This window comes from Rathayibacter tanaceti (assembly GCF_009834165.1).
Taxonomy (GTDB): Bacteria; Actinomycetota; Actinomycetes; order Actinomycetales; family Microbacteriaceae; genus Rathayibacter; species Rathayibacter tanaceti.
In genome coordinates, this window is the sequence record NZ_CP047186.1 from 3,164,898 (window position 1) to 3,179,234 (window position 14,337).

A 14,337-nucleotide genomic window follows, 5' to 3' on the forward strand; every position below is an offset into this window, starting at 1 on the left:
CTTCAGCTGTCGACCCGCCGGGGCGGGCGCTCTCCGGCCCTCCCGATCGAGAGGGCCGAACGGTGGTGCCGCGGCTACTGCACGCGGGCGGTGCCGCTCATCCTGGTGCGCAGACCGCTGACGATCTGGATGACGACGGGGATCTCCTGACCGAGCAGGGCGTCCCAGCGGCGGACGGCCTCGTCGACCGTCTTCCGGGCGCGGACCGGGGAGGCGCCACGGCGGGTGTGCGCGGTGACACGCAGCACCTTCTGGTGGCGGATGTCGAACGCGGTCACGTCGACCGCGACGATCGCCGGATCGTGCGCGAGCGCCTCCTCGAGGACCTGCTCGGCGACGGCCGCGTCGATGCTCACGGAGCCGCCCGTGGGCGTCCCCGCTCCCTCACCAGAGCCGACGCGGATCAGCGTCCCGGTGCGGCCCCGTCCCTGACGGACGATGAAGCGCACCAGCAGCAGGATCAGGACGATCGCGGCGGCCGCGATCCCCCAGAGGATCCACGGTGCGCCGCCCGAGAGGGCCTCGCCGGTGGGATCGACGGCGTCCTGCGCGGCAGCGGAGACGGACTCCTGGATCTGCGGGAGCAGCGACCCCGCAGCGACGGCACCACCGGCGACCAGGAGCACGAGGCCCACGACGAACAGGAGCAGCCGGTTCAGGAATCGGTTCGTGGTGGTCATCAGCGGACGGTCCCCTTCTCGGACAGGCGCACCCGCGAGCGCAGGCGCGGGGTGCAGTCGTAGGTGGCGAGCTCGGCGTCGACGGCCTCGCGGATGCTGCCGACGTCGGTGCTGCGGCCGGAGGTGCGCGACACGGTGACTCCCACGGTGCGGGCGCCCACCGACACCGACACCTGATCGGGGTCGATGTCGCCGGCGTGGCTCGCCGTCCTGGCGACGGCCTGGGCGATCACGCGGTCGTCGACCACAGCGGCCGTGCGGTCGATGCCGACCGCGCGACGGCCGCGACGGCCGGGGGCGAACGACACGACGACCAGGGCGAGCCCGATCAGCGCGAGCACGGCGCCCGCCGCCGCGGTGAGCGCGATGGGAGCGGATGCCGCGGTGAGCAGCGCCGACGCTCCGTCCTGCGGAGCCACCAGCAGCGCCGGCTGGGCGAGGACGGCGAGGACCGCCTCCGTGCCGAGCCACGCGAACAGGAGGATGAGCAGGACGGCGAGGACGATCGCCGATCCGGAGCGGGACGAGTGGGTCTCGCGCCGCACCAGGCGCGGGTAGAGCGCCCGGCCGGCAGTGCTGGGAGTCGTCACGACACTCTCCTTCGTTCTCGGAGGTCGGCACCGGTGATCCGGAGGTCGACGCGGCCGATCGTGGAGCCCGTGAGTGCGAGGCACCGCGAGCGGATGGTCGTCTGCGCCGTGCTGAGGCGCTCGAGCAGCGTCCCGGAGGAGCGGCGGCCCGTCTCACCGAGCGGCGTGACGCGGATGGGTGCCTGCGCGAGGACGTGGAGGCGTCCTCCGTCGTCGTCGAGCTCGACCGCGACATCGGACGCGGCCACGTCCAGCGCCTCCGCGGTGACGACCGAGACGACCCGGCGCACAGCGCGCGAGCTGATCGTCGTGCGGCCGCGGCGGGCGTCGTCGGCCATCACCGCCGCGGTCATGACGACCGCCGCCCGCGGAGGGTGTCGCCGAGCGAGCGCAGATCGAGCTTGCCCTCGACGACCCTCCCGACGCCGTAGCCGATCGCCATCGCGAGGGCGACCCACAGGAGCGCCCAGAAGCCGAAGACGAGGGCCGTCAGCGCGAGGACAGCGCCGAGGACCAGGCCGAGGTGGGACGGAGTCACTTGACGCGGCTCTCGGTCTCGTCGTCCTTGTCCTTGTCGTCCGAGGGGATGTACACGTCGGAGACGGTGACGTTCACCTCGGTGACCTCCATGCCGACGACCGAGGAGATGGCCTCGGACACGGCGGAGCGGATGCTGTCAGCGAGCTTCTGGAGCGCGACGGGGTACTCGGCGACGACGGTGATGTCGGCGGCGACCTGCTTCTCGCCGACCTCGACCGAGATGCCCTGGCCGCGGTCCTGCGCGTTGATCGCGCTGCGGATCGCGCCGATCGCGCGGGCCGCTCCGTTGCCGAGGTCGTGCACGCCGGGGACCTCGCGGGCGGCGATGCCGGCGACCTTCTCGACGACGCCGTCGGCGATGGTGTTCTTGCCGGCCGAGGTGGCGGTGCCGTGCTTGGCGGAGGAGCCGTTGGCGATGCTGGTGGGGGTGACGGTGGTCATGGTCTTCTCCTGAGGGCAGTGGTCGCGGCCCTTCGGCCGCGGTGCTCACGATCCGTGGCACATGATGAAGACGTGGCCCGGGGCCCGGACGTCCCGCTGGTTCAGCCAAGGTGCAGGGAACACCGCGCACGGATGCGTTTCGCGGCCAGAGGTGTGCACAGGGTCGGAGGAGCTGCCGTGCAGCTGCGGTCAGCACCGCGGCACCGATGCCTCACCGTGCGAAAATCGCGCCGGCGCTCTCGAAACGTCCGAGGTCGCGGCAGCGCCCGTCGCGCGGGAGCAGGCGGGCCGGTAGACCCGATTCGCACGATCGCTCGCAAAGAAGAACGAATCCAGGGGCGATCAACGGTCGAGCTGAATTGTCGCGTCCTGGGCGATGTGGTCCAGGGCCCGCAGAGCGAGACGGTGTGCGCAGAGTGCCCGGGTGCCACCCCACCGGTCGAGCCAACTGGCCAAGAGCGGGGAAACGACCCGCAGCAGCTCTTGAGTGTCCTCGAAGATGAGCTGCGGAGCTCGCCGGACTTGAATGACAGGCGTTCCCAGCCCGGGCATCGGCAGGCCGAAGACGACCGGTTCGCAGTGACTGATCCGATTGCGCGCCCAATTCATCCTTTGTGCGAGCCGGGCGACGTCCTTCCGTGGCGCAGAGAAGCACTGCTTCAACGCCGGCTCCCAGAGGTCGGCGACGTAAGAGGATCGAGTGCCGTCGAACCTCTCCCCACCTTTCCCGAGAAGGTTCACCCATGTCCCGAGCATGACTTGAGCCACGATCTTCCCGGCGGGAGCTCCGATTCCTACAGCCCCCTCTGCATTCGCGAACGCCTCGTTCGCTTTGTTGAGGCTTATGCAAAACTCCGATTTGTCGACCCGGATGGCGCCCCCGACCAGGCCTTTCGTGGGGTGTGCTGAGGGTTTTGCATAAGCCTCGTTGTCCAAGAGGTTTCGAGGCTCATCGCAATCCAGGGTGTAGCCGGGGCCTGAAGCCGCCGGCTTCGAGCAGTGATCGGGTGATGTAGTTGGTCAGGTTGCGAAAGCCCAGGGCGGAGCCGCGGAGGTGTTCGAGGCGGCCGTTGATCGCTTCGGTCGGCCCGTTGCTGGTGCCAGGGCGGTCGAAGTAGGCGAGAACATCCGCAGTGCGGGCTTTCATCGTCCGGCCGAGGGTGACGAGCTCTTTCAGGGCCCGTGGGACGCCGCTGCTGATTGAGTCGATCAGGGTTTGCATTGCGGTTTTACCGCTGGCCCGGTCGGGGTCGCGGTAGGCCGCGATCATGCGTTGGTAGATCCCCCAGGTCGCTTCGACCTCAACGTGGTCGTCGGCGGCGAAGACTGCTTCGAGGCGGGCGCGTTTTTTGTCGGTGAGGAGGTTCGCGCCGGTGTGCAGGGTGCGCCGGGCGGAGTAAAGCGGGTCGCCGGAGCGGCCGCGGTGCCCCATCGTGGCTTGTTGGATGCGTTGCCGGCAGCGGTCCAGGGCGTCGCCGGCGAGCCGGACGACGTGGAAGGGATCCATCACGGGGACTGCGTCGGGCAGCTCTTCCGCGGCGGCGGTCTTGAAGCCGGTGAAGCCGTCCATCGCGACGACCTCCACTCCGGCGCGCCAGGTGTCCGCACGGTCAGAGAGCCACCGCTTGAACACGGCCTTCGAACGCCCCTCGACCATGTCCAACAGCCTGGCTGGGCCCGACTCGGCGCGGATCGGGGTGAGATCGATGATCACGGTGACGTACTTCTCACCGTGGCGGGTGTGACGCCAGACATGCTCGTCGACCCCGATCGTGGTGACCCCATCGAACCGGGTCGGGTCATCGATCAGGATCCGTCGCCCTTCGGTGAGGATGGCGTCGTTCGCGGTGTGCCAGGACACTCCAAGCCCGGCTGCGACGCGGGCGACGGTGAGGTGGCCAACGACGAGGCCCTCCAACGCCCACCGCAGCCCGCGGCGGGAGATCTTCGCTCGAGGTTCTGCCGCCGCGGTGGTGTCTTGCCGCCAGATCCGGTCGCAGCCGGTGCAGCGGTAGCGGCGCACGCGGATCAGCAGGATCGTGGGACGCCAACCGAGCGGCTCGTGCGCGAGACGCCGCGTGACCGTGTCACGCGCGACGCCCAGCGCGCCGCACTTCTGACACCACCGATCGGCGTCGACGACGCGGCACTCCAGCACCGCCCGGTCGGGTTCCAGGCGCTGGCCAACAGCACGCAGACCAAGCTCGTCGAGGCGGCAAAAGGTCGTGAGGTCAGGGTCAGTGAAGGTAGCGTGGGGCATGTCGAGGTCTTCCGGACGGTGAGTGTGAGAACTTCCATCTTGGGAAGACCTCGACCTCGTTTCCGACTCCGACGCGCCAACCTCACACCCGTACGGCTACACCGTCAAATGCGATGAGCCGGTTTCGATGGGTCTGGAACCAGCGCTCGCCGTACGTGGCCGCGAGGGAGCGGTGGATGGCCTCACGAAGGGCGACTTCGGCGAAACGCACCGCAGCGTGGAGGTTCGCCGCGAGTTCCGAGTCGAGAAGGTACAGGGCGATAGCGTCTCGGTCCCCCGCTGTGGCCGCGCGGAAGCGCCGCAACCGCTGCTTCGCGAGGCTGTGGATCAAGGCGGCCTGCTCGGCGGGGCTGAGTTGTGGAATCACACCGGTAAGGGTACAGTCGTGCTCATATTCCCCCGGCAGAGGCCGTAGCGGGTTTCGGAAACCGCCGTAGATCATCGATCACGGCGGTTTCGCCTTTAACTCGACACCCGCCCGCCCCTCCCGTCACCGCCGCAGCGTATGGCTCGACTTCTCGTCGAAGCGCACCTGGTAGGCGCTCGCGAAACGGTCGGGTCGCCCAGCCCCGCTCGCGCGCGGCCGCATTCGACCACAGATCCCCGGCGATCAGAGTCGAAGACGCCTCCTAGAAGAAGTTTTGCGCCAATTCGGGGAGGTGACCCCTGGAGTCCCTCTCGTAGAAGACGAGCACTGCTCATGAAATGGAGGCTTCGAAGTGGCACAGAATAACTCCAAAAGTGTGAGGTACGGAGTTCTTCTCGTCTCCTTACTACTCTCAATTGTGACGGGCTGCATCGCGCCACCCGCGACGGCCTCTACAGGCGACGGAAGCACAATAGTCTTTCAGTGGAAGAATTCAGAGAAACGAAACCTTTTTGTTCGATCAGGTGCATGGAACGGCAATAAGGGCTTCGGCTGGGTGAAGATTCAAACCAAGCACAACATCCACAAGTTCGAAACCCTCCGCTTCATCTCGAACAACCCGAAGGGCGCGATCTTTCAAGGGTCTGATGCACTGTATGAGTGCTTACGCCAATAAGAAGGTGTGCACAGACGGGAAGTGTACATATACGGAGAGCATTCCCGTCAGACTCGTCATGGCCTTCGAGTACGTGACCACGTACTACGGCGTTGACATCAACGGTACGCTCGGAGTGAAAACCAGCTACTGCATCTCGGACGATCGGGCGGGCGACTGTCCCGATTGGGTAGATCTGGCCTTCGCCGAGACGAGCTCGTCGACGAATTCTCTCGACGGCGAATCCGCGACTACCACCACAGCAGACATGAGCTACTCGCCTCGGGCCTGACGTGTCGACATGAGGAGGAGGAGGGCATGGACTCCACAGCAGTCGCCCGCTTCGTCAGACATCTGCGTTCGCGAGTCGAGGACAACCTCGATCCCCGCTCGGCGCAGCTCGTGTGGGTCCGTGGGGTGGAGAACGCGGACGGCGACGCGGTCATCCTCTACCGCGAGAGCCCCGGCGGTCCCGTGGTGGGGCGCCGCTACCGCCTTCAGGACTATGCGGCCCTGTTCGACGTCGGCTCCTCACCCGAACGGCTCGCCGACATCGCCTTCACAGACGATGTCTCGGACCCGACCGGCGGAGGCGTCGAGGACGCAGCGGCCGACGAACGGGCCGGGCTCGATCCCGGCAGCGGGGTGCGCTGGGTGTGACCGCGGAGACGCCGGTCGGCCGTGAAGAAGGACGCCGTGGTGTGCGGCGTGACGAGCAGGACGTGCGGGTGCGCCAGCGGACGGACTCCGCGTGTCACCGCCGCAGCGTATGGCTCGGCTTCTCGTCGAAGCGCACCTGGTAGGCGCTCGCGAACCGGCCGAGGTTGCCGAAGCCCCACTCGCGGGCGACGGCCGCGACGGTGGTGGAGCAGGGGTCGCCGGCGACCAGGTCCGAGCGGGCGCGGTCCAGGCGCACGTCGCGCAGGTAGACCGACGGAGACACGCCGAGGTGCCGCTTGGTCGCCTGCTGCAGCGTGCGGGTGTGCAGGCCGGCCGCGCGGGCCGCGTCGGCCGGGGTGATCGGCTCGTGAGCGTGGTGCTGGAGGAAGTCGAGCGCCACCCGGGTGCGGGAGGCGGACGGGCGGCGCAGCACGGCGGGCACGTCCCACGCGCGCCACGGGAACAGCAGCAGCAGCGCGCGGGCGAGGTCCAGCTCGGCGGTGAAGCGCACGAGCGGAGTGATCGCGGCCGTCGCGAGTGCGGCGCTCGCCTCCGTCACTGCGGCCCGCCAGCGCGCGAGGACGCCGGGGTCGGCGTCGGCCCCGTGGTCGAACGACACGGGCTGCCGGGGGCCGGAGTGGGTCTCGGTTGCGACGTCCTCGAGGAACCCCGGGGCGAAGTGGATGAGGTTCTGCCGGTGCGGCTCGAACTCGAGCCCGAAGTGCCGCTCCGCCGGGAAGAGGAACGGCTTCGAGAGCGAGCCGGTCCGGGTGAACGGCGGCACGTCCAGTCGACCGCCGCCGGCGCGGAACCAGCCGACCACGTACTCCTTCAGGTGCGGGACGTGACCGGTGAGCGCGCCCGCGCAGTCGGAGGTCCGCAGGGTCACCCGTTCGCTTCCGCGGACGGCGTAGCGGTACGAGAAGGCGCGTTGCGCCGGCGCAACGCGGAACTCGCCTCCCCCGTACGCCTGGGCGTAGACCGCGGAGGCGGCGGCCGGGTCGTCCCCCGAGACCTCGTAGCGCCGGTCGGCGCGCTCGTCACCGACGAAGGGACTGCCGAGGGTGAAGGTCGACTCGCTCATGACATCCGCCCGGGGCGACGACGGAGGGAGCAGTGCATGGCGGTTCTTCTTCCGGATCGGGAGCCACGCAGGTCGCGCGACAGGTTCGTACGTCATCAAGACGGGTCGGAGCGGCGGATCGTCACAGATCGGCGGCACTCGGAATCCGGCCACCGGATTCGGCGGCCGGTTGTCAAGGCTGGTAGTCATGCCGGGCGGCGCCCACACTGAGGGCACTGTGCGCGTCCCGACGCGCGCCCGAGCAGCGGAGGAGGCGCTCATCGACGACAACCCGCTGCTGAGCGCGTCCGACGCGACCCTCGCCTCCCGAGCGGTCGACGGCGACGTGCAGGCGTTCGAGCAGCTCGCCCGCCGGCACGGCGCGCTGATGCGGGTCTATGCGGCGAAGCTCCTCGGCTCGGAGGCCGAGTCGGAGGATGTGGTGCAGGAGGCGTTCCTCACCGGCTGGCGCCGCCTCGCCGACCTCGACAGCCCCGCGCACATCCGCAACTGGCTGATGCGCATCGTCTCGAACAAGGCGATCGACCGGATCCGCGTCCGCCGCCGCCACGACGACATCGACGACTGGGACCCTCCCGCGCCTCCGGAACGCTCGCCCGAGCGCATCGTCGAAGCGCGCCTCCAACTGGACGCCGTCTGGCAGGCGCTGGACCGATTGCCTGCCGATCAGCGACGCTGTTGGCTACTCCGCGAGACCGCAGGCTACAGCTACCAGGAGATCGCCGACGCTCTCGAACTCCCCGTCTCGACGGTCCGCGGGCTCCTCGCCCGGGCACGACGATTCCTGCTCCACGAATTGGAGGCATGGCGATGACCGTCGACGACACTGTGCCCGCGGACGACCTCGACGGCCACACCCTCGAGGAGCTGAGCGAGTACCTCGACCGCGGCCGCGAGCCCTACGACCCCTCGATCGAGGGCTCGGCCGCCTGCCGACTCGCGCTCGCGAACCTGACCCGGCTCGCCGAGGTCTCGGCGCGTGCACTGCGCCGCGAGGCCGATCGCGAGCCGGACCGCGACGAGATCTGGATCGCCGGGCTCCTCGAGGCGATCCGCTCCGAGGTGCGCTCAGGCCGCGACATCCCGGTCCAGCACCCCGACCCGACCCTCCGCCTGGCCCTGACGGAGGCGGCCGTGCGCGGGATGGTCCGCCGGGCCGGCGACACCATGGGCGGCGTCATCATGGGCCGGTGCACGCTCGACGGCGACGTCTCGACTCCGGGTGCCGTGGTGCGGATCGACGTGACCTGCGCTCTCGAGTTCGGCCTGCCGGTCGACGCCGCGGCCGATCGCCTGCGCGAGCGCATCCGCTACGCCCTCGAACGCCACACCGAGCTCACCATCGGCGCGATCGACGTGACCGTGGACGACGTCTACCCCCGGCGGGAGGAGCAGAAGTGACCGACGACACCGCGCTCTCGCGGCGGCTGACCGACGAGATCCGCGACACCGAGGGAGTGACCGGCGTCTACCCCGCGCAGCCGATCGTCGAGGCGGCCGCCGACGCGGTCGCGGTGTCGCTGGCCCTGCGTCTGCCCGACGTCCTGGTCGACATCGACCGGTCAGAGGGGTTCACCACCGTGACCGCGCACATCGCCGCTTCCGCCGCCCTGCCCGCGCCCGAGACCCTCCGCCTCGTGGGCGAGCGGATGCACGCGCTGCTCGCCGCGGATCCCACGGTCCCTGGCCCCTTCGCCGTGAACGTGAAGGTCCGCCTCGTCGAGGACTCGGGCCGCGCCGAGCACTGATGCCGACCCGCAGCGACGCTACGTGAACGGATCACCTCTTAGGAGGTGGTCCGTTCGCGTTTCAGGGCGACACCCGCTCGAAGCCACACCGTCGTCTCCACCCCCCCCAGAACCCCGGTGATACGACCGCTCCGCGGTACGAGAACTCACAACAATCGATTCTGGCTACAGCGAGAGCCGTCACAGACACTCGCGAGTATTCGTGGGCCACGTTCTGCCAGCGAATCCCACCGTCCTCCGCCGCAAATCGAATCGAACAATCACACCATTCCACGGCGGAGCCGATAACCAATCCAGGGCCGATGTCCGCTTCTACCCGCCATGCGTCGACGCCATCGAGAGTGTCCCGTGCAGCACGATGCGCGAACCACATGCCGGGAAAATGATCATCGGCCGTCGAGGTGACTATCGCACCCCTCGGTTTGTTGCCCCACCTTGTCGAGTCCATGTCGTGTGCTTCGAACTCCGACGGATTGCGCCGCTGCGACAGGTGGCGCTGATATCCACCGCTTGTTCGGAGTCCCTCGACATGTCCGTCGAGGACAGTCAGAACAGCGGGAAGGGCCGCATACTCGTCTACAACCTCTGGATCAACACCGGATTCGAGAACTTCTTGACCGGCCAGGCCCTCCGGATAGGGACTCTCCACGAACCCCACCGAAGCAAGGCTCACCTCTGTGAGATCTGTCAGAGACCGGGCAGCCATGACCCCGTAAGAAGTGTCGGCGTTCCACGACCGCACTCTCTCGAGGCGGGAGACGAATTCCAGCAGAGGATCTGCCTCTCTTCCCATCGGTAGGTGTTGCACGAAGTCTAGATCCACGGCAGGAGCGCGAAGAGGCCGGACCCTTCTGACCATCCACGAAGAAAGGGGACACCCCGAACTCCTTCGACACCCCGGGCTCCTTCGCGACGTGAGCGACCGGCCGGCGGTCGTCGAGCACACGCGAGACGAGCAGCAGCCTCCCGTGAACCGTCAATCGCGCGTTAGCGTGGGACATCGAGGCCTCCTGGCGGTGGTTGAACGAGACCGCTCCATGAAGCCAGGAGGCCTGACCGCGTCACACGACCCGAAGCGCCACCGACGTCACGGCTCAGTACAGCTAGGCGCTCCTCGCCCGCCGCGCAAGCCCGCGAATCCGTCGCCGCGGTTCGCGAGAGTGGAGGGCATGCAGCAGCTGACCTACGCCTCGAAGAGCTTCGTGACGACCGATGCCGTGACCGAGGCGCTCCTCGACCTGGTCACCGCGATCGACCGCCAGGATCACTCCGAGGCGGTGACGGTCCCGGCCTTCACCGAGGACGGCGAGCTCATCGAGGCGAAGATGACCCTCGACGCGAGCAGCGAGCTGGTGGCCGTGCCCGTCGAGGTCGCGATCAAGGACGAGGAGTCGACGACCGACGCCGTCGATGCCGCCGTCGAGGACATCCGCTCGCGCATCAAGAGCAACCGTGCCACCATCGCCCGCCCCCTCTTCGACGAGGACCCTGAGCCGTACGACTACGAGGAGTTCTGAGCACCCTCCGCCGGCCTCACGGCGAGGCGGCGGTCAGGCTCCCGCGACGGTGGAGCCGCGGATCAGGAGCTGCGTCGGCAGCAACGTCAGGCGGTCGACCTCCTCGCCGGCGAGGAGGCGCACCAACACGTCGACCATCGCCTCGCCGAGGCCGTTCGTCGGCTGCCGCACAGTCGTGAGGCGCGGCTCGCTCGCCTCCGCGAAGTAGTCGCCGTCGAAACCCGCGAGGGCCACATCGCCCGGCACCGAGAGCCCACGCTCGCGCAGCGCGGTCAGCGCGCCGGCGGCCATCTGGTCGTTCGAGGCGAACACGGCGTCGATCGGGCGTCCCGAGTCGAGGAGGCGCCGCATTGCGGACGCGCCGTCCTCGGGCGAGTAGTCGCCCAACTCCACCAGCGAGGCGTCGAGGCCGGCCGCCTCGACCGCCGCCCGCCAGCCGGAGAGCCGGTCGATGGCCGCCGGCATGTCCTGGCGGCTGGCGATCATCGCCGGGGCGCGCCTCCCCAGGCCCAGCAGGTGCTCGGTGACCTCGCGCGCGGCTCCGGTGTTGTCGACGTCGACGACGTAGCTGCCCGCCGCCTCCGTCAGCGGGCGCCCGCCGAAGACCATCGGGAGGGAGGCGCCGAGGTGCGCGTAGGAGTGGTCGCCGCTGTGGTGCGAGACCACGAGGGCGCCGTCGACGTTGCCGCCGAGCAGGTAGCGGCGGGTCTTCTCGGGAGTCGCCTCCGACGCGATCACGAGGGTCAGCGTGTACTCGGTGTCGGCGAGCGCCATCGCCGCGCCCTGCACGACCGAGGCGAGGAACGGGTCGGCGAACACCTTCGCCGCCGACTCCGGGACCACGAGCGCCACGGTCTGGGTGCGCCGGCTGGCGAGGGAACGTGCGGCACGGTTGGGCACGTAGCCGAGCTGCTCGATCGCGTCGAGCACGGCGGCACGGGCGCCGTCCTTCACGCGGGGGGAGTCGTTGACGACTCGGCTGACCGTGGCGCGGGAGACTCCGGCGAGTGCGGCGACGGCTTCGAGCGTCGGCGCGGCCGAGGAGGTGTCGTCAGTCATGAAGGCCTCTCGGAGTGTGTGGGTCCGAGGCTAGCCGAGCGCTCGGCGTGCCGGCTGGCAGCGCCTCCCGGGCCGCCGGATCGGAGATCGGCCGCCCTCCGCCCCCACCGCCCGAGGGCTCCGCTCAGCCCTTGACCGCTCCGCTCCTGATCCCCGCGATCAGCTGCCGGTGTCGGCGGAGGCGGGCCGGCGGCGAGCGGCGAGCGGCTACGCGGTTCTCGACGGAGGCGATCCGCCGCGAGACCGCGAAGTTCAGCAGCCCGAGCAGCACGATCAGGAGGAACAGCAGCCAGGCGATCGCCGCGGCCTTGCCGAAGTTCTCGCGGGCCTGAATCACCGCGGCGGGCGATCACATCCTCGACAGGTCCCCGGGGCGTGATCGTCCCCGGCGGCGGACTGGGCGGCAGCACCGAGGGACTGTCCGATCAGAACGTAGCGGGATGTCGGGCGATGTCGAGGGCGCGGAGGACCTGAGTCGGCGTCGTGAGACCGGTGATAAGGCGTTGCGTGATATCGATGGTGACGGATCCGAACTGCGAGAAGTCGCTGACGTGCCGCAACAGCACCGTCGCGACGTCCTCGCGAACGTCCTCGACACGGACGGGGCGGAGGCTGTCGCCGGCGCGGCCCCAGATGTCCAAGGCGAGGGGAAAAGCGAGTCTCGCGGCCGGCTCGGGGATGCGCGGTCTCGGAGCGAACTCGAGCACGCGGGCGCCGTCGGGGCCTGTCAGCGTGCGAGTGTCGGGTGCGTAGTCCCAGACGACCGTGCCGTCCGCTTCTTCGGACCGCCAGCGGGTGATGAGGGGGTCGACGAAGATTCGGCGCTGCGTGGCTGATCCGCCGGCCTGGGCGATGCCGGTGTAGGTATGGCGGCCCAGGGATGCCGTATCGAGCACGATGGACATCATGCACATAAGGGTCGTGTCAGCGTGCATGTCGTCGGTCATAGTGTCACCTCGAATATATTTCGAGCAGTTCCATAAGGCGAGTATAAATCCTCAGGAAATGCTCATCTCTAACGAGACTCCCGTTACATTCCGGCTACCTGCCGTCGCTGGACCGCTCCTCACCACCCCTCCGGCCCAGCGGTCCCCGCCTCATACTCGTCCAGCGGAGCATCACCGCCGGCCCAGTGCGCGAGCACCGGACTCACAATGCGCCAGCACTGCTCAGCCACATCGCCCGGGACCGAGAGCAGGGTGTCGCCCTGCAGGAGGCCGGCGAGGACCTGCGCGTAGGGGTCCAGCGTGGCCGCGCCGGGCTCGGCCGCCAGAGTGGTGCGCTCAAGGTCGGTCAGCTCATCGGCGCTGTTCACGACGACATCCAACTGCACGTCGCCGGCGGTGAGGCCGATCCGAAGGACCGTTCCCGCCTCGGCCCCGCGGAGTCCGCGCGGCGGCGTGGCCGCCCGGAAGTGGATCGCCACCTCCTGGCGCGGGTCGCCGATCCCCTTGCCGGAGCGCAGGACGAACGGGACGCCCGCCCAGCGCGGGGTGTCGACCTGGAGCAGCAGCTGCGCGAGCGTCTCGGTGCCGGTCTCGGAGTCGACATCGGGCTCGTCCGCGTAGGAGGGGAGGAAGCGGCCGTCGACGCGCCCCTCGGTGTAGCGGGCGCGGCGAGCGGAGGAGGGGTCGTCCCGCCAGAGCCGCACGGTGCCGAGCACCTCGGCCATCCGCGCGTGGACCTCCTCCGGGGTGACCTCGTCGGGGCGCTCCATCGCGGTCAGCGCGAGCACCATCAGGAGGTGACTCTGCAGCATGTCGCGCAGCGCGCCGGTCTTCTCGTAGAAGGCCGCACGCCCCTCGATCCCGAGCGTCTCGTCGTAGACGATCTCGACCTTCTCGATCTGCTCGGCACTCCAGCTCGCCTCGAGCAGGCGGTTCCCGAAGCGCAGGCCCAGCATGCCCAGCACGGTCGCGTTGCCGAGGAAGTGGTCGATGCGCCAGAGGCGTCTCTCGGGGAGGACCCTCGCGAACGCCGCGTTAAGAGCGATCGCGTCGTCGAGGTCCTCGCCGAACGGCTTCTCGATCGCGACCACCAGCTCCTCGGGCAGGTCGAGCTCGGCGAGCGACGCGGCCACCACGTGCCCCATCGCCGGCGGCAGAGCAACGTAGAGCACCGGAGTCGACGGGCACGCGTCGAGGAGGGCCTTCAGCTGCTCCGGGTCGGAGGCGTCAGTGGCGACGAAGCGCGCCCGCGACGCGAGCGCCTCGACCGTGTGCGCGGCGACTCCCGCCTCCTCGAGGCTGCGGCGGACGAGCCCCTGCCACTCCTCGTCGCTCTGCGGCGTGCGCGCCGCCCCGATCATCGTCAGCTCGAGATCACGCGCGAGCTCGGCCACCCGGCCCAGGCCCGGCAGCAGCAGCCGCTCGGTGAGGTCGCCGCCCGCCCCGAGGATCGCGATGCTCCGCTGCTCGCTCCCCAGCGCCGTGGCCTCGGGGATTCCGATCTGCTCCGTCATGGTGTCTCCCTCGTGGGCGTCGTGACTCGGCAATCACGGTACGCGACGGGCCCGGGCCTCCGGCCGGGAGCACGGAGGGGTTGAGGAAGCGCGCCCGGAGTGGCAGGGCTCCTCGTGACCGATCGGGATGCGGTGGCGACGACGCGGTTCGACGGACCGCGCGTCGCGATCCCCGCGCCGACCCCCTTTTCAGGCTCCAGCCACTGCTGTCCCCGGGGGCGCGGGGGGTCTTCAGGACATCCTGGCATCGCGGTTGCAGGATTTACTGGAACCTC

General features: G+C 69.3%; 18 protein-coding genes and 2 pseudogenes. 6 read left to right on the forward strand and 14 right to left on the reverse strand.

The genetic code is table 11. From position 1 onward, the window contains the following. Positions 1-74: 74 nt before the first annotated feature. The 7 genes from GSU10_RS14960 to GSU10_RS14990 form a co-directional block, all read right to left on the reverse strand. Complete coding sequence (locus tag GSU10_RS14960) at positions 75-680, reverse strand: hypothetical protein (RefSeq protein WP_068212508.1); 606 nt, start codon at positions 678-680, stop codon at positions 75-77. Next, complete coding sequence (locus tag GSU10_RS14965) at positions 680-1,270, reverse strand: Asp23/Gls24 family envelope stress response protein (protein ID WP_068212507.1); 591 nt, start codon at positions 1,268-1,270, stop codon at positions 680-682. Before GSU10_RS14965 ends, GSU10_RS14960 begins: the two co-directional genes overlap by 1 nt. Beyond that, positions 1,267-1,623, reverse strand: coding sequence for a hypothetical protein (locus tag GSU10_RS14970; protein ID WP_068212506.1), 357 nt, complete (start codon positions 1,621-1,623; stop codon positions 1,267-1,269). Before GSU10_RS14970 ends, GSU10_RS14965 begins: the two co-directional genes overlap by 4 nt. Next, positions 1,620-1,808 carry a DUF2273 domain-containing protein gene (locus GSU10_RS14975; RefSeq protein ID WP_068212505.1) on the reverse strand — a complete coding sequence of 63 codons (189 nt, stop codon included), beginning with the start codon at positions 1,806-1,808 and terminating at the stop codon, positions 1,620-1,622. The genes GSU10_RS14970 and GSU10_RS14975 overlap by 4 nt, the downstream gene beginning before the upstream one ends. Further along, complete coding sequence (locus tag GSU10_RS14980; protein ID WP_068212504.1) at positions 1,805-2,251, reverse strand: Asp23/Gls24 family envelope stress response protein; 447 nt, start codon at positions 2,249-2,251, stop codon at positions 1,805-1,807. Before GSU10_RS14980 ends, GSU10_RS14975 begins: the two co-directional genes overlap by 4 nt. Positions 2,252-3,200: 949 nt before the next feature. Further along, a complete protein-coding gene (locus tag GSU10_RS14985; RefSeq protein WP_068213761.1) occupies positions 3,201-4,511 on the reverse strand; it encodes an ISL3 family transposase in 1,311 nt (436 codons plus the stop codon). Positions 4,512-4,593: 82 nt separating this feature from the next. Further along, positions 4,594-4,878 (reverse strand): Abi family protein, encoded by a 285-nt coding sequence (locus tag GSU10_RS14990; RefSeq protein WP_132504586.1) that lies wholly within the window; start codon positions 4,876-4,878, stop codon positions 4,594-4,596. Positions 4,879-5,612: 734 nt separating this feature from the next. On the opposite strand from GSU10_RS14990, the gene GSU10_RS14995 reads away from it, so the two are divergent. Together GSU10_RS14995 and GSU10_RS15000 are read left to right on the forward strand one after the other, a co-directional pair. Beyond that, positions 5,613-5,825: a hypothetical protein gene (locus tag GSU10_RS14995; protein WP_068210612.1), complete on the forward strand. Its 213-nt coding sequence runs from the start codon at positions 5,613-5,615 to the stop codon at positions 5,823-5,825. A gap of 26 nt (positions 5,826-5,851) precedes the next feature. Continuing rightward, positions 5,852-6,193, forward strand: coding sequence for a hypothetical protein (locus tag GSU10_RS15000; RefSeq protein WP_082845096.1), 342 nt, complete (start codon positions 5,852-5,854; stop codon positions 6,191-6,193). A gap of 94 nt (positions 6,194-6,287) precedes the next feature. Here GSU10_RS15000 and GSU10_RS15005 read toward each other — a convergent pair whose 3' ends face one another. Continuing rightward, positions 6,288-7,277 (reverse strand): helix-turn-helix transcriptional regulator, encoded by a 990-nt coding sequence (locus GSU10_RS15005; protein WP_132504588.1) that lies wholly within the window; start codon positions 7,275-7,277, stop codon positions 6,288-6,290. A 217-nt stretch (positions 7,278-7,494) separates the two neighbouring features. Between GSU10_RS15005 and GSU10_RS15010 the strand changes: the two genes are divergently transcribed. The 3 genes from GSU10_RS15010 to GSU10_RS15020 are packed head-to-tail and all read left to right on the forward strand — an operon-like array spanning position 7,495 to position 9,025. Further along, complete coding sequence (locus tag GSU10_RS15010) at positions 7,495-8,091, forward strand: RNA polymerase sigma factor (RefSeq protein ID WP_330220142.1); 597 nt, start codon at positions 7,495-7,497, stop codon at positions 8,089-8,091. Further along, positions 8,088-8,678 (forward strand): Asp23/Gls24 family envelope stress response protein, encoded by a 591-nt coding sequence (locus tag GSU10_RS15015; RefSeq protein ID WP_132504590.1) that lies wholly within the window; start codon positions 8,088-8,090, stop codon positions 8,676-8,678. Before GSU10_RS15010 ends, GSU10_RS15015 begins: the two co-directional genes overlap by 4 nt. Next, positions 8,675-9,025 (forward strand): hypothetical protein, encoded by a 351-nt coding sequence (locus tag GSU10_RS15020; protein ID WP_068210621.1) that lies wholly within the window; start codon positions 8,675-8,677, stop codon positions 9,023-9,025. The genes GSU10_RS15015 and GSU10_RS15020 overlap by 4 nt, the downstream gene beginning before the upstream one ends. A gap of 61 nt (positions 9,026-9,086) precedes the next feature. On the opposite strand, the gene GSU10_RS15760 is transcribed toward GSU10_RS15020, so the two are convergent. Together GSU10_RS15760 and GSU10_RS15625 are read right to left on the reverse strand one after the other, a co-directional pair. After that, complete coding sequence (locus tag GSU10_RS15760; protein ID WP_166971869.1) at positions 9,087-9,848, reverse strand: hypothetical protein; 762 nt, start codon at positions 9,846-9,848, stop codon at positions 9,087-9,089. Beyond that, a pseudogene (locus GSU10_RS15625) lies at positions 9,748-10,026 on the reverse strand (hypothetical protein); the annotation flags it as partial. The gene GSU10_RS15760 and the pseudogene GSU10_RS15625, both read right to left, overlap by 101 nt. Positions 10,027-10,194: 168 nt before the next feature. Between GSU10_RS15625 and GSU10_RS15030 the strand changes: the two are divergent. Beyond that, positions 10,195-10,542 carry a hypothetical protein gene (locus GSU10_RS15030; protein WP_068210624.1) on the forward strand — a complete coding sequence of 116 codons (348 nt, stop codon included), beginning with the start codon at positions 10,195-10,197 and terminating at the stop codon, positions 10,540-10,542. Positions 10,543-10,575: 33 nt separating this feature from the next. On the opposite strand, the gene GSU10_RS15035 is transcribed toward GSU10_RS15030, so the two are convergent. The 4 genes and pseudogenes from GSU10_RS15035 to GSU10_RS15050 all read right to left on the reverse strand — a co-directional run bounded on the left by GSU10_RS15035 (position 10,576) and on the right by GSU10_RS15050 (position 14,062). Next, entirely contained in the window at positions 10,576-11,601 is a 1,026-nt protein-coding gene (locus GSU10_RS15035; RefSeq protein ID WP_068210627.1) for a LacI family DNA-binding transcriptional regulator, read from the reverse strand. Positions 11,602-11,725: 124 nt separating this feature from the next. Continuing rightward, positions 11,726-11,926 (reverse strand): annotated as a pseudogene (locus GSU10_RS15040) (sugar ABC transporter permease); the annotation flags it as partial. A 100-nt stretch (positions 11,927-12,026) separates the two neighbouring features. Beyond that, a complete protein-coding gene (locus tag GSU10_RS15045) occupies positions 12,027-12,548 on the reverse strand; it encodes a hypothetical protein (protein ID WP_068210633.1) in 522 nt (173 codons plus the stop codon). Between the two features lie 119 nt (positions 12,549-12,667). After that, on the reverse strand, positions 12,668-14,062 hold the full coding sequence (locus GSU10_RS15050; RefSeq protein WP_082845100.1) for a glucose-6-phosphate dehydrogenase: 1,395 nt from the start codon (positions 14,060-14,062) through the stop codon (positions 12,668-12,670). Positions 14,063-14,337 lie beyond the last annotated feature (275 nt).

Excerpts from the sequence above, each read along its gene's own strand:
- GSU10_RS14960 (WP_068212508.1), bottom strand. The coding sequence starts at position 680 with ATGACCACCACGAACCGATTCCTGAACCGGCTGCTCCTGTTCGTCGTG.
- GSU10_RS14970 (WP_068212506.1), bottom strand. The coding sequence starts at position 1,623 with ATGACCGCGGCGGTGATGGCCGACGACGCCCGCCGCGGCCGCACGACG.
- GSU10_RS14980 (WP_068212504.1), bottom strand. The coding sequence starts at position 2,251 with ATGACCACCGTCACCCCCACCAGCATCGCCAACGGCTCCTCCGCCAAG.
- GSU10_RS14985 (WP_068213761.1), bottom strand. The coding sequence starts at position 4,511 with ATGCCCCACGCTACCTTCACTGACCCTGACCTCACGACCTTTTGCCGC.
- GSU10_RS14995 (WP_068210612.1), top strand. The coding sequence starts at position 5,613 with ATGGCCTTCGAGTACGTGACCACGTACTACGGCGTTGACATCAACGGT.
- GSU10_RS15000 (WP_082845096.1), top strand. The coding sequence starts at position 5,852 with ATGGACTCCACAGCAGTCGCCCGCTTCGTCAGACATCTGCGTTCGCGA.
- GSU10_RS15005 (WP_132504588.1), bottom strand. The coding sequence starts at position 7,277 with ATGAGCGAGTCGACCTTCACCCTCGGCAGTCCCTTCGTCGGTGACGAG.
- GSU10_RS15015 (WP_132504590.1), top strand. The coding sequence starts at position 8,088 with ATGACCGTCGACGACACTGTGCCCGCGGACGACCTCGACGGCCACACC.
- GSU10_RS15030 (WP_068210624.1), top strand. The coding sequence starts at position 10,195 with ATGCAGCAGCTGACCTACGCCTCGAAGAGCTTCGTGACGACCGATGCC.
- GSU10_RS15035 (WP_068210627.1), bottom strand. The coding sequence starts at position 11,601 with ATGACTGACGACACCTCCTCGGCCGCGCCGACGCTCGAAGCCGTCGCC.
- GSU10_RS15045 (WP_068210633.1), bottom strand. The coding sequence starts at position 12,548 with ATGACCGACGACATGCACGCTGACACGACCCTTATGTGCATGATGTCC.
- GSU10_RS15050 (WP_082845100.1), bottom strand. The coding sequence starts at position 14,062 with ATGACGGAGCAGATCGGAATCCCCGAGGCCACGGCGCTGGGGAGCGAG.